The organism is Alcaligenes nematophilus (genome assembly GCF_026344155.1).
Lineage (GTDB): Bacteria > Pseudomonadota > Gammaproteobacteria > Burkholderiales > Burkholderiaceae_B > Alcaligenes > Alcaligenes phenolicus.
On record NZ_JAPKMZ010000001.1, the window covers coordinates 765,543 to 778,253 of the forward strand.

General features: G+C 56.7%; 11 protein-coding genes. 7 read left to right on the forward strand and 4 right to left on the reverse strand.

The window, feature by feature from the left end; all coding sequences use genetic code 11:
* Nucleotides 1–9 precede the first annotated feature (9 nt).
* The 4 genes from OSH04_RS03665 to OSH04_RS03680 all read left to right on the forward strand — a co-directional run bounded on the left by OSH04_RS03665 (nt 10) and on the right by OSH04_RS03680 (nt 5,278).
* On the forward strand, nt 10–1,335 hold the full coding sequence (locus OSH04_RS03665) for an MFS transporter (RefSeq protein ID WP_266107954.1): 1,326 nt from the start codon (nt 10–12) through the stop codon (nt 1,333–1,335).
* Between the two features lie 352 nt (nt 1,336–1,687).
* Nucleotides 1,688–1,954 (forward strand): type B 50S ribosomal protein L31, encoded by a 267-nt coding sequence (locus OSH04_RS03670; protein WP_009456467.1) that lies wholly within the window; start codon nt 1,688–1,690, stop codon nt 1,952–1,954.
* A gap of 135 nt (nt 1,955–2,089) precedes the next feature.
* On the forward strand, nt 2,090–3,850 hold the full coding sequence (locus OSH04_RS03675) for an ArnT family glycosyltransferase (protein WP_266107955.1): 1,761 nt from the start codon (nt 2,090–2,092) through the stop codon (nt 3,848–3,850).
* Between the two features lie 9 nt (nt 3,851–3,859).
* Nucleotides 3,860–5,278, forward strand: coding sequence for an MATE family efflux transporter (locus OSH04_RS03680; protein ID WP_115633905.1), 1,419 nt, complete (start codon nt 3,860–3,862; stop codon nt 5,276–5,278).
* Nucleotides 5,279–5,468: 190 nt separating this feature from the next.
* Here the strand turns inward: OSH04_RS03680 and OSH04_RS03685 are convergent, their stop codons facing one another.
* The 4 genes from OSH04_RS03685 to OSH04_RS03700 all read right to left on the reverse strand — a co-directional run bounded on the left by OSH04_RS03685 (nt 5,469) and on the right by OSH04_RS03700 (nt 10,586).
* Nucleotides 5,469–6,746 carry a quaternary amine ABC transporter ATP-binding protein gene (locus tag OSH04_RS03685; protein WP_009456471.1) on the reverse strand — a complete coding sequence of 426 codons (1,278 nt, stop codon included), beginning with the start codon at nt 6,744–6,746 and terminating at the stop codon, nt 5,469–5,471.
* Entirely contained in the window at nt 6,743–7,600 is an 858-nt protein-coding gene (locus OSH04_RS03690) for an ABC transporter permease (protein ID WP_009456478.1), read from the reverse strand. The genes OSH04_RS03685 and OSH04_RS03690 overlap by 4 nt, the downstream gene beginning before the upstream one ends.
* 164 nt (nt 7,601–7,764) lie before the next feature.
* Complete coding sequence (locus tag OSH04_RS03695; protein WP_137430163.1) at nt 7,765–8,808, reverse strand: ABC transporter substrate-binding protein; 1,044 nt, start codon at nt 8,806–8,808, stop codon at nt 7,765–7,767.
* A gap of 539 nt (nt 8,809–9,347) precedes the next feature.
* Nucleotides 9,348–10,586: a class I SAM-dependent methyltransferase gene (locus OSH04_RS03700; protein WP_035274497.1), complete on the reverse strand. Its 1,239-nt coding sequence runs from the start codon at nt 10,584–10,586 to the stop codon at nt 9,348–9,350.
* A gap of 350 nt (nt 10,587–10,936) precedes the next feature.
* Here OSH04_RS03700 and OSH04_RS03705 point away from each other — a divergent pair, with 350 nt between their 5' ends.
* From OSH04_RS03705 to rpmG, 3 genes are all read left to right on the forward strand, one after another.
* On the forward strand, nt 10,937–12,085 hold the full coding sequence (locus OSH04_RS03705; protein WP_035272768.1) for a Bcr/CflA family multidrug efflux MFS transporter: 1,149 nt from the start codon (nt 10,937–10,939) through the stop codon (nt 12,083–12,085).
* A 140-nt stretch (nt 12,086–12,225) separates the two neighbouring features.
* Nucleotides 12,226–12,462 (forward strand): 50S ribosomal protein L28, encoded by a 237-nt coding sequence (gene rpmB / locus OSH04_RS03710; protein WP_003802782.1) that lies wholly within the window; start codon nt 12,226–12,228, stop codon nt 12,460–12,462.
* Nucleotides 12,463–12,497: 35 nt separating this feature from the next.
* Complete coding sequence (gene rpmG / locus OSH04_RS03715) at nt 12,498–12,665, forward strand: 50S ribosomal protein L33 (protein ID WP_003802781.1); 168 nt, start codon at nt 12,498–12,500, stop codon at nt 12,663–12,665.
* Nucleotides 12,666–12,711: the final 46 nt, after the last annotated feature.

Below are 12,711 nucleotides of genomic sequence, written 5' to 3' on the forward strand. Positions count from 1 at the left end.
AGACACCCCATGACAAGCAGCACCCTTGCGCACGGAAGTCAGGCTTTATCCGCCAGCAAGCAAGAACTGGATCAGATTTACAAGAAAGTGATGTGGCGCATTTTGCCCTTCATCTTCTTGCTTTGGATGCTGGCCTGGATAGACAGGCTCAATATTGGTTTTGCCAAGCTGCAAATGCAGCCCGAACTGGGGTTTTCCGAAACGGTTTACGGCATAGGCGCTGGTATCTTCTTTCTGGGCTACTTCTTTTTTGAAGTACCCAGCAACTGGTTGCTGCTGCGTATTGGTGCGCGCAAGACCCTGGCCCGTATCGCCTTTGGCTGGGGGCTGATCTGTGTGCTGATGATGTTTACCAAAACAGCCGCTTACTTTTATGTGATGCGCTTTTTGCTCGGGGCTTTTGAAGCGGGCTTCCAGCCCGGCGTGCTGCTGTTTCTGACCTTCTGGTTCCCGGCCCATCGACGCGCCAAAGCCTTTGCGGTCTTTATTTCTGCCTCGGCAGTGGCTTCGGTTGTGGGCGCGCCCCTGGCCGGTTTCATCATGACGCGCCTGGATGGTGTCAATGACTGGTCCGGCTGGCAATGGCTGTTTCTGCTGGAAGGCCTGCCCACAATTTTCGCGGGTATTCTGGCGGTGATGTTCATCGTGGACAGTCCGGAAAAAGCCAGTTGGTTAAGCCAGCGTGAAAAAGACCTGATCAAGCAGGAGCTGGTGCTGGACGCCAAGGCTGCAGGCCCACGCGAGCACAGTTTCAAGAAAGCCCTGGGCAATACCGATCTGTGGACCCTGACCCTGATGTTCTTTGGCATCGTGGCGGCCAACTCCACACTGGCCTTTTTTGCCCCCACCCTGGTGCGCTCGCTAGGGCCAACCGACCCGCTGCAAGTTGGTTTGCTGGTTGGCCTGGTCTATGTCTTTGGGGCGATTTTCCAGCTGGCGCTGGGTTTTAGTGCCGACCGTCGACGCGAAGCCCGTCTGCATACAGGAATTCCCGTCATCATTGGCGCAGTCGGTCTGGCAGGCGTAGGACTCTTCCTGGACAACAACACGACCATGGCCTTCATCAGCCTGATTATTGCCGTGTCCGGCACCATGGGTTGCATTCCGGTGTACTGGCAACTGCCTAACGCCGTTCTGGCAGGCTCGGCAGCAGCTATTGGCGTGGCCTTCATCAACTCGGTCGCCAACCTGGCCGGCTTTGGCGCGCCCTTCATGTTGGGTGCCCTGAAAGACGCCAGCGGTAATTTCCAAAGTGGTTTGTGGATTATTGCGGCACTTGAGCTGGCGGTCGGCATCTGGATTCTGTCTTTCCGCAAGCGCAAACAGATCGACTGACGACCTTATCGACCATCAAGCAAGACGCCCCGAACCCTGACAATCTCCGGGTTTCGGGACCTGACGCCTATCATTAGGCGGCTTCTTGTTGCACTTGTGCCGCGCTTTGATGGAGTTTTCTTTGAAAAGCGGCGGCTCAATGCTAAAATTTCAGGCTTCATCGGATACGTGGCAAAAAGTCTTTAGGCATTATTCAATCGGGCAGGATGTCAAAACCCAAACCCGGTTAAAAAAACAGCCCTCTAGCTTTTTAGTGCCGGTACTTACAAGATTGGAAATCTGCCCTGCGCAGCTTTATTTTTGTAAATACGTGCCTTGCTGGCGGTCCTTATTTGTTAAAACAGGAATCATCATGAAAGAAGGCATTCACCCAGAATACCGTGACGTGGTGTTTCTGGACCTGCAAACGGGCAACTCCTTTATCACCCGTTCCACTGTCCAGACTCGCGAAACCACCGAAAAAGACGGTCAGACTTACCCGCTGTTCAAGTGTGACGTGACGTCCGAGTCGCACCCCTTCTACACGGGCGCTCAAACCCGTATCGTGGAAACTGGCCGCGTTGAAAAATTCCGCGCCCGTTTTGCCCGTACGGCTGGTACCGTCAAGAAAGGCGAATAAGCTCTCTTTCTCGGCATACCGCGTTCAGCGCAAAAAAGGCAGCTTCGGCTGCCTTTTTTTTACCGCACATTTCCCGGCCAAGGCGCCCCCTTTGCATTAAGATAGGGCGAATCAACAGACTGTTTTACCCTAGACGTGTCATCCAGCCTCATACCCACCTCTACCCCTGCTCGCCTGACTGCTACCGCTGCCGTCAAACTTCCCCGATTGGTCCTGCTGGTCGTTGGGACTATTTACATTCTTGCGGGTCTGTTTTTCCGCGATCCCTGGAAGGCAGACGATGTCATCGGGCTGGCAACCATACTTACCGCTTTGTCAGATCCCAGCGGTCAGGCCCTGTTGTTGCCGCAGGTGGGCGATCTGGCACATGCCCAGGACGGGCCGCTGACCACCTGGCTGGGTGCCCTGTTCATTACGCTGTTTGCGCCACTGCTCAAGCTCTTTACCTCCGAGCTGAACGCCAATATTGTGGCGTCCCGACTGCCTAACCTGCTGTGGTTCGGCATGTTGGCGGCTTCGGTCTGGCACAGCGCCTACTGGCTGGCTCGACGCCCTGAGGCCCAACCGCTGCGCCTGCCCTTTGGGGGCGAGCCCTCGCCCACGGCCTATGGGCGCATGATTGCCGACGCCACCTTGCTGCTGACGGTAGCCACGGTCGGCATCCTCTGGCGTATGCACGAAACCTCGGAAGTGCCAGCCATCATTGCCTTCCAGGCTCTGGCTTTGTACAGCCTGGTGCGCATGTTTGACCGTCCCGCTTCCGGTGCGATCATGCTGGGCCTGTCTTTGGGCGCCTGCTTTCTGACCCGTGGCTGGCTGGGCGCTGGCCCCATCATGCTGGCCACCGTCCTGTGCTTCATTCCACGCGGCCCCTTGCGTCAGCACAGCCAATGGCTAGCCCTGAGTGCCGTCCTGACCCTGGCCATCATCATGGCCTGGTGGATTCCCGCCAAACGCGTCAGCGTGTACTGGACTGAACAGTGGCGTCTGTGGCATCTGGCCGCCTGGGGCTGGGCGGGTTTCAAGGAACAACTGAATAATCTGCGTGACTTGCTGTGGTTCCTCTGGCCGACCTGGCCTTTGGCACTGCTGGCACTGTGGCAGTGGCGCAGCTGGTTCAAGGCCCCACATATTTATGTGCCTGCCATCAGCCTGCTGGTCCCGCTGCTGAGCCTGCTGTTTATCCGCGATGCCTTCGAGCCCGAATACGCCCTGCTGGTCGTACCTTGCGCCGTCCTGGCCGCGTTCTCGCTGCCCACCTTGCGGCGTGGCGTGGTCAATACGCTGGATTGGTTTGCCATCATGTGCTTCTCGCTGACGGCAACCACAGTCTGGCTGGGCTGGATTGCGCAACAAACCGGCTGGCCACGTCAGATTTCGCACAATATCGCCCGCCAGACTCAAGGTTATGACACCTTTATCTCCTGGCCGGTCATGATTATTGCTGCGCTGGGTACGCTGGCCTGGATCGCCCTGGTACGCTGGCGCCTGTCCACCAACCCGCCAGGGCTGCTGCGCGGCACGGTCTTGTCTGCAGGTGGCCTGATCACGACCTGGCTCCTGCTGGTTACCCTGTGGATGCCCTCGCTGGACTACGTACGTAGTTACCGGGACGTCTCCGGTGAACTGTCCGCCGCCCTGCGCGAACACAGGCAGCCCGGCGAATGCCTGCGCTCCTGGGGCCTGGGTTCGGGACAACGAGCCTCCTTCCTGGTGTTTAACAACATCAAGATCAATTTCGACAACCGCTGCTCTTTGGTGCTGGAACAGTTCTCCCTGCGCGACCTGCAAGATGGCAAGGCCCCCATTCCTGACAATGCGGTCCAGCTCTGGCAAGGTAAACGCGGGCCAGATCGTCACGAGGCTTTCCGTCTGCTGCGAGTACAAGCTCAGTAAGTTTCAATCATGTCCTCCGTGTTTCATCACAACTGGAAAGGCCAGGCAGGCCAAATCCTGCGTCAGGCCTGGCCTGTGCTGGTCGGCTCCTGGGCGGGTATCGCCTTTGGGGTGCTGGATACCGTTATGGTCGGCCACAGCAGTCCGGTCGACTTGCAGGCCATGGGCCTGGGCGTATCCATTTACATCACCGTCTTCATTGGCTTGATGGGTGTCATCCACGCCCTGATTCCTATCATTGCGCAGCAATTTGGCGCGCGCCGCCTGACTGAAGTAGGCCGCTGGTGGGGGCAAGGCGTGTGGCTGGCCCTGTTGCTGACCTTGATCGGCACCCTGGCGCTGGCCTTTCCCAATATATGGCTAAGCTGGTCGGGCGATTTGAGCCCTGAGGTTCACGACCGGGTGACCTGGTATTTGCGCAGCCTGATTCTGGCCCTGCCCGCCTCCCTGGTTTTCCGAACGATTTACTGCCTGGGCACGGCAACCTCTCGCCCCAAGGCCGTCATGCTGATCAATCTGTTCAGCGTGGCCTTCAAGGCCCTGTTCAACTGGATGCTGATTTTCGGGAAATTCGGTTTACCAGCCATGGGAGCCGTCGGTTCGGGCCTGGCGACCACCGTGGTTTCCTGGCTAATGCTGGCTGCTGGCCTGTGGCTGCTGCGCGCCGACCGCTTCTACAAGCCCTTTAGCTTGCGACTGGGCCTGCCTAGCTGGACGGCGCAGAAAGAACTGCTGCGCCTGGGCCTGCCCATGGGCGGCTCTTACCTGATCGAGATCTGCGCCTTCAGCTTCATGGCTTTGCTGGTAGCCCGCGAAGGGGTCTTTGCTTCGGGTGCTCACCAGATCATGGCCAATCTGGCCGCTGTCTGCTTTATGGTGCCCATGGCCGTGGGTGTTGCTGCGGCCTCGGTCAGCGCTCAAGCCATTGGAGCCGGGCAATATCATCGTGCCCGCCATGTGGGAATGTTAAGTCTGGGGATTGTGCTGGCGGGGGTCACGTTGACGATCAGCCTGCTGGTTCTGCTGCGCCCTACCTTGGCCCATGCCTATACCGACGATGCCGACGTAGCCCTGCGCGCCCTGCTCTTGCTGCAACTGCTGCCCTTCTTCCACTTTTGCGACGCGTTCCAGTGCCTGATTTCCTATCTGCTGCGCGCCTATAAAGTGGCTTTTGTCCCCATGCTGCTGCAATTCTTTGCCTTGAGCGTGCTGGGCCTGGGCGGTGGCTGGTGGTTAGGGTTTGGACCGGCAGCCGGATCACTGGAAGGGGTCATTCAGTGGCTGGCGCCGGGTGCGCCTGTGGGTGCGGCCAGTTTGTGGACCATGTCCAGCCTGGGCCTGGGGGCCTCGGCCTTGCTGCTGCTGTTCTGGTACAGCCATATTCTACGTATCTACAATCCGGCAAGACGCAAGGCGCGGGCGTCCTAACAAGCAAAGCATGAGCTGCTGGCATTCAGCTCCATGGCAGACTCAGACATCCAGCGGCGCTTTGCTCTTTGCTCAGCAGTAGAAGCCTAAGGCCAAAATAAGCCAATCCATCAAAGCACAAACAAAAAAAACGGGGCCAGTTATTCAACGGGTCCCGTTTTCTTTATCGCTTTAGCAAGACAAGGCTAACTCAGGCAGCAGGTTTACTGCCTTCAATTGCTTCCACGATCTTGGCAGTATCGCTCGGAGTCGACTCGGCAGCCGCATCCGGCGACGCTTCAACCGCATCAATAAGCGGGCTGACCAGGTCCACAACCTTGCTGCGCGAGAGCAGGCCCAGGAACTCGTCGTTCTCGCCCGTGACGGCCAAAGGTTCGCTGCTACGCAGCAATTGCCCCAGGATTTCATCCAGACCCATGGTGGCGGGAACGGAACTCATCTCGTCCACAAAACCGGAAATATCCCGTGCACCTTGCTGCACCGCCTCTTGAGCACTGGAACGCATCAAGACACCGGCCAGACGCTTGCCATCGAGCACAGGCGCATAACGCACGCCCCGTTCGCTCAAGCGCTCCAGCGCATGAACAGCACGGGTACGCATGGTGAAGGTCAATGTCTTGCTGGAATCGCGCACCGCATGGGCGGCATTCAGCACCTTGCTGCGGTTCACATCCTGCAAGAAAGCCTGCACATAATCGCTGGCGGGTGACAGCAGAATATCTTCGGGCGAACCTTCCTGGATCAACTCGCCATCTTTCAAAATGGCAATCCGGTTACCCAGGCGCAGAGCTTCGTCCAGATCATGCGTAATAAACACAATGGTCTTGTTCAGACGGGCCTGCAGTTCCAGCAACTGGTCCTGCATTTCACGTCGAATCAGCGGATCCAGCGCAGAGAAGGCTTCGTCCATCAGAAGAATGTCGGCATCGGTGGCCAAGGCACGCGCCAGACCCACACGTTGCTGCATACCGCCAGACAACTGATGCGGATACTGATTCTCGAAGCCTTGAAGCCCTACCTGCTCCAGCCAGTAAGTGGCTTTCTCTTCACGGGCGGCACGTCCTATGCCCTGCACTTGCAGACCGTAAGCCGCGTTCTCCAGCACCGTGCGATGCGGGAACAGGCCAAAACGCTGGAAGACCATGCTGATCTTTTGCTGGCGGAACTGCATCAGCGCCTTGCCATCCAGGCTCATCACATCCACATCATCGACCAGAATCTGCCCGGCTGTCGGTTCGATCAGGCGGTTGAAATGGCGGATCAGGGTGGACTTGCCCGAACCGGACAAACCCATGATGACGTAAATGCTGCCATGTTCAATGGACAGGCTGATGTCACGTAGCCCCAAGGTGTGACCGCTTTTGGCCAGTAGCTCATCCTTGCGAACGCCGTTACGAGCTTCTTCCAGCCAGCGCTCGGGTTGGGAGCCAAAGATCTTGTAGATATTGCGAACTTCAATCTTGCTCATGAGGCCTCCCGTGTCTGAAAGCGGCGGCCAAATTCTTGTGTGATACGGTCAAACAGAATAGCCAGCAGCACAATACCCAAACCGGCCATCAGGCCACGGCCTACTTGCAGGCGGTTGATACCTTGCAGCACTTCGTAGCCCAAACCTCGCACACCAATCATGGAGGCGATCACTACCATGGCCAGCGCCATCATGGTTGTCTGGTTAATACCCGCCATGATGTTGGGCATGGCCAATGGCAATTGCACCCCGTAGAGCTGCTGCCAGCGGTTGGACCCGAAGGAGCGCGAGGCTTCCAGCACTTCGCTGTCGACCAGGCGTATACCCAGATCGGTCAGACGAATTACCGGCGCAATGGCGTAAATAATGGTGGCAATCAGGGCGGCGATCTTGCCCAGGTTGAACAGCATCACTACCGGAATCAGATACACAAAGCTGGGCATGGTTTGCATCACGTCCAGCACCGGCATCATGATGCGGCGCAGCCAGTTGAAGCTGGCCATCAACAGACCTAGCGGTATGCCTATCAGGACAGACAGGAAAACGGCCACGATCATCAGCGCCAGGGTCTGCATGGCAGCATCCCACAGGCCGATCAAACCAATGACGAACAGCATGGCACCCATGGCCACGGAAAACAGGACGCGACGGCTGGCAGCCCAGCCCAGCACGACCACCACCAGCACAACGGCCCACCAGGGACTGCTGCGCAAGATGGACTCCATAAAGACCAGCATGTCCAGCAAAGGCTGGGTCATGGCGCGCAAGGTACTGGAATAATTGGCAACCAGATCACCCACGAACTGATCGATGGGCAAACGTAAGGCGCGCGGATCAATCAACTCAGGAAACATAAAAAACACTCCGTAAAACTCGTGCATGCGGCGCGGGCATATCGCCCGGCCATGAGCCTGCCGGCCACAATGGGACCAGGCAGAAAAGCGAGGTACGGCTCAGTACCCGCACCCACATGGGGTGCAGTCACCGAGGCCGGCCTCGCCCTACAACGACACGAATACTAAAGAGCGGCTTTTACGCGCTGAGCCACTTCCATGGGCACCCACTTGGACCAGGTGTCCTCGTGCTCTTTCAGGAACCAGTGCGCCACATCCTCAGGCTCGCCCTCGGTTTTTTCCATGTGGGCCATGGTGTCGTTCATCAGCTCCAGGGGCATGCTGACATTGGCCAGGAAGGCCGTCAGTTCGGGAGCCTGCTTGGAGAACTCCGTATTCACAGCAGTGAACACCGGATTTTCGGGGTAATCGCTAGGCTCTGGATTGGCACAATCCGGGTCCGTCAGACACCCGTGCTTTTTCTCGTCATAAGCGGGCAGTTCCAGCTTGACCAGATCCATGGAACCCACCAGCGGCGTAGGGTACCAGTAGTAGAACACCACGTTTTCCTTGCGCTGATAAGCAGAGGTCAGAGCCGCTTTCTGCGTGGCACCAGTACCGGGCGAGAACAAGGTGAAGGTATCACCCAGCTTCAGGGCATTGAACAGATTGCCGCTGACCACTTCACAACCCCAACCTGCCGGGCAGCCATAGAAGCGGCCTTTACCGGGTTCTTCAGGGTCCTTGAATTCATCCTTGAACTTGGGCAAGTCCGCAGCGGACTTCAGTTCAGGCAGGCGCTCGGCGGTGTAGCGTGGAATGAACCAGGCTTCGCCACCCATATAAATATCGCCAATACGTTTTACATTTCCCTTGGCTTCAGCCTGTTTCCAGGGATCAGCCACACTGTTGAGCCAGATTTCAGTGTTGACATCCAGGTCGCCTCGCTCCAATGCGGCCAAGGCCGGAAGCGTCTCGACCGAGATGACCTCAGTCTTGCAGCCATAACCCTTGTCAGCGATAAAACGCTCGACTTCAGTCAGGACCAGATTGGATTCCCAATTCATGCCGCCAAAGCGAACCGTGCGGTCCAGTTCGCAGGCAACCGGGGTAGCGGCTTGTGCGGCGGACGACAAACCCAGCAACACGCTGGTCAGCACAGAGGCTTGAATCAGGGGAAAGCGGTGCAAGCGCGACTTGGCACCGGTGTGAGGGAAGTATGAAGACATGATGCTCCTCCTTGAGTTACTGTGGACGCGTCCTGCATGATCAGTCGGCGCCAAGGCTAAAGGGGTGTGCGGAAGACGATGCTCTTATCGCCAATACATACCTACGTATAGAGCGAGTGCCAGGCACTCACGAAAAACCCGGAACAATATTCAGGGCTGAGCCCTTTTGGTACTGTTCGCTGCCTTGACCGAAACAAAACGGCTGGGCCAGGGTTACACCGCGCGGGGCGATGATTTGGTGCGAATAGAACACGCAGTTTCAGGCGGTTCTAGATCGAATTGATGAATCTGGTAAGGAGGCCATTCTACGGGCCTTTGCAATCAAAAACAAATTCTTACTGCGCAAAACCATCAAAACCTTGGAATATGTCAATGGCAAAAACGCAACAAAACCCTTGTTTGGCGTGGTTTTAGCGATTTTCTAAACTTTTTTTTGTTACTTATTAATTCAGAATTGATGGAGTGGCGTAAAAGCAGCCCCAAAAAAGACAAATGACAAGGCATATAGCCTTGTCATTTGCCCCTCCAGACCGCGCCCTCTAACGCTGATACATATAGTCCCGACGCCATGGATACACCAGGTCTGGCGCGTAATCCAGCTCCTGTGCCCGCCCAGCACTTTGCGCCTGAGCCAAAACTTGATGCAAGGCAATCCAGCCATGCTCAAAACCCATGGCGCAACCAGCCAGATAAACCCGGTAAGCACGCAAGGATTTTTGACCCTGCTCGGAATCCAGCGTGGCCTTGGCCTTGTCCAACTGACTTTCCAAGGCATCGCTCCAGGCCCACAACGTGCGCGCATAGTGCGGACGCAGATTCTCAATGTCCAGGCCTTCCAGACCACCTTCGGCCAGATGACGCAGCACATGGCTGATATGGGTCAGCTCTCCGCCGGGGAAAATGTATTTCTCGATAAAGTCGCCCATCCCGGCACCCAGCTGGCTATTATCCACGCCACCGGCCGTAATGCCGTGATTCAGAATCAAACCACCGGGTTTGACCAAACGGCGCAACTTGTCGAAATAGGCGCTGAGCTGGGCGCGGCCCACGTGCTCGAACATCCCGACCGAGGCCAGCTTGTCATAGGGCTTGAGTTCATCCAGCTCGCGATAATCCAGCAACATCATGCGGGCCCGGCCCGACAGACCTTTCTGCTCAATCAGCCCGTTCACATAGGCATGCTGGTTACGGGACAAGGTGATGCCCGTCACGTCCACATCGTAGTTTTCAGCCGCCCACATCAGCAGCCCGCCCCACCCGGCCCCCACATCCAGAAAGCGCTCGCCCGACTGCAGACGCAGCTTGCGGCAAATGTGGTCCAGCTTGGCTTCCTGAGCCTGCGCCAGCGTCATGTCCGGTTCGCGGTAATAGGCGCAGGAGTAGACCCGACGCGGGTCCAGCCACAAGGCGTAGAAATCGTCCGATAAGTCGTAATGAAACTGGATCTGTTTGGCATCCCTTTCCTGGGAGTGACGCCAAACCGAGGTAAGGTGCTTGACGATGGAAGTCAGCCAGCCTGCCTGGGCAGCGTCAACCGGAGAGCCCGGCAAAATATCCGCTGCCAGCTGCATCAGATCCCGCATGGAGCCCTCAAAGTCCATACGCCCTTCCACGTAGGCTTCTCCCAACTGCCCGGATTGCCCGGCGGCCAGCTGCGCCAAGGTGGCATTATCTTTAATGATCAGATGAACTGCTGCATCAGCCGTGCCAACTTGCTCGCCGTTGGGCAAAGTCAGCCGAACCGGGATGCTGAGTTGATCTAATTTGGCCTGGACCATTGATGAAATTGAACTCAACTTCGCCTCCTTGTATGTAAACAAACAAAGATGACAATGTGTCGCCTCTTTCGACACACCGCCCGTAAGCTGTCAATCCTGTAGCCTAATACAATCAGCCCCTGAATCCGTTGCGTCAAAGTCACGAATCATGTGCTTCACACCTAAAGCACTTAGACCGGAATTGACCTTACCCCATGCTAAACTGCCTGCCTTTGGCCCATTGCATCGGTTTGCATTGATGCTCGGCACAGGGTAGTGGGTTCAGGCTCTCGGCCAGGATCTGCCCCACCTTAATACTTGGCCCGATGACACGCAACCACTCCCCTGCATTTCCCCCTTGGCTCATCTTGATGGGGCTGCTCACTGCCCTGGGGCCACTGGCCATTGATATGTACCTGCCCGCCTTCCCGGCAATGGCCCAGAGTCTGAACACCTCGGCGGGCATGGTAGAGCGCACGCTGGCGGGTTTCTTGCTGGGTGTGGGCGTGGCTCAATTAGTGTACGGCCCCATGGCCGACCGCTTCGGGCGCAAGCTGCCCTTGCTGCTGGGCGTGCTGATTTTCACCACCGCTTCCTTTTTCTGTGCACGCGCCAGCGATATTGATGAATTGACCGTGTGGCGCATTGTGCAGGCCTTTGGTGGTGCCGCTGGCATGGCTATTCCCCGTGCCGTGATCCGGGATCGTTTCGAGACCCGTGAAGCCGCCCGCGCCCTGTCCATGCTGATGCTGATTATGGGCGTCATGCCTATTCTGGCCCCGCTGATCGGTGGTCAGATCCTGCTGTTTAGCGACTGGCGCGGTATTTTCTACTTCATGGCTGGCTGTGGCGTGCTCTTGTGGCTGCTGACTTTTTTCACCATGAAAGAGTCCCTGACCCCCGAACGAGTCCTGCCACTGCAACCCAAACTGATTGCCCATAATTACAGTGCCTTGTTACGCGACCGGCCTTTCATGTTTTATTCGCTGGCCGCCGGTTTCAGTTCTGCAGGCATGTTTGCCTATATCGCCGGATCGCCACGCGTCTTTATTGATTTATTTGCAGTCGAGCCGCGCCATTTCGGTTTTTATTTTGGCGCGAATGCCGCCTGTCTGATTGTTTTCTCTCAAGTCAGCGCCCGTTTGCTCAATACGTACAGCCCGCCCACTTTGCTGCGCGTGGCACAGGGACTGCAAGTGATCTTTACCCTGCTGGGTGCCGTTCTGACCCTGCTGGGCGTACTGGACCTGACCTGGCTGATGGTGACGCTGATGGGCTTTATGGCGTGCCAAGGCTTTGTGAACCCCAATTCCGCGGCCCTGGCCCTGTCTGAACAAGGCCATCGCCTGGGAACGGCCTCGGCCCTGATGGGCGCTTTGCAAATGCTTTGTGGTGCACTGGCCGGTTTTGCGGTCAGCAGCTGGTCCTCTTCCAATGCTTTGCCATTGACCGCCGTATTGGCCAGTTGTGCCGTCTTATCGTGGCTGTTTGGCCGCAACGCAGCAAGGAAAGCACGGTAAAACTTGATCTAAGTGATTTTTCCATATTAGAATAATCTTCTTTGTACCCCAGCACTGGGGTTAACACGATCCTAATTTTACAATCGCCCGCGGCTTTTTTCGTTTAGCGGAGGCTGATTTAGATCTCAAGGGGTATGACCATGGCACGCGTATGCCAAGTGACCGGAAAAGGCCCAATGTCGGGCAACAATGTTTCGCACGCCAACAATAAAACCAAGCGTCGCTTCCTGCCAAACCTGCAGTCCCGTCGTTTCTGGGTTGAAAGTGAAAACCGCTGGGTTCGCCTGCGCGTTTCCGCTAACGCTATCCGCACCATCGACAAGAACGGTATCGACTCCGTTCTGGCCGAAATGCGCTCCCGCGGCGAAAAATACTAAGCTGCGCTTCTTAAACATTTAACCAGGAGCTCATCATGGCTAAAGGTATACGCGAAAAAATCAAACTCGAATCGTCCGCCGGCACCGGTCACTTCTACACCACCACCAAAAACAAGCGCAACATGCCTGAAAAGATGGTGATCAAGAAATTTGACCCCGTCGTTCGCAAGCACGTCGAGTACAAAGAAACCAAGTTGCGTTAATTCGCGCACCGCTCCTGCAGCGGATTGGTTTTCAAAAAAAGCCCCT

What these genes read in the sequence shown, in the direction of transcription:
- OSH04_RS03690 (WP_009456478.1), bottom strand. Translation starts at nt 7,600, where the DNA reads ATGTTTCCTGAGTTGATTGATCCGCGCGCCTTACGTTTGCCCATCGAT.
- OSH04_RS03680 (WP_115633905.1), top strand. Translation starts at nt 3,860, where the DNA reads ATGTCCTCCGTGTTTCATCACAACTGGAAAGGCCAGGCAGGCCAAATC.
- OSH04_RS03700 (WP_035274497.1), bottom strand. Translation starts at nt 10,586, where the DNA reads ATGGTCCAGGCCAAATTAGATCAACTCAGCATCCCGGTTCGGCTGACT.
- OSH04_RS03705 (WP_035272768.1), top strand. Translation starts at nt 10,937, where the DNA reads ATGGGGCTGCTCACTGCCCTGGGGCCACTGGCCATTGATATGTACCTG.
- rpmB (WP_003802782.1), top strand. Translation starts at nt 12,226, where the DNA reads ATGGCACGCGTATGCCAAGTGACCGGAAAAGGCCCAATGTCGGGCAAC.
- OSH04_RS03665 (WP_266107954.1), top strand. Translation starts at nt 10, where the DNA reads ATGACAAGCAGCACCCTTGCGCACGGAAGTCAGGCTTTATCCGCCAGC.
- OSH04_RS03685 (WP_009456471.1), bottom strand. Translation starts at nt 6,746, where the DNA reads ATGAGCAAGATTGAAGTTCGCAATATCTACAAGATCTTTGGCTCCCAA.
- OSH04_RS03670 (WP_009456467.1), top strand. Translation starts at nt 1,688, where the DNA reads ATGAAAGAAGGCATTCACCCAGAATACCGTGACGTGGTGTTTCTGGAC.
- OSH04_RS03695 (WP_137430163.1), bottom strand. Translation starts at nt 8,808, where the DNA reads ATGTCTTCATACTTCCCTCACACCGGTGCCAAGTCGCGCTTGCACCGC.
- rpmG (WP_003802781.1), top strand. Translation starts at nt 12,498, where the DNA reads ATGGCTAAAGGTATACGCGAAAAAATCAAACTCGAATCGTCCGCCGGC.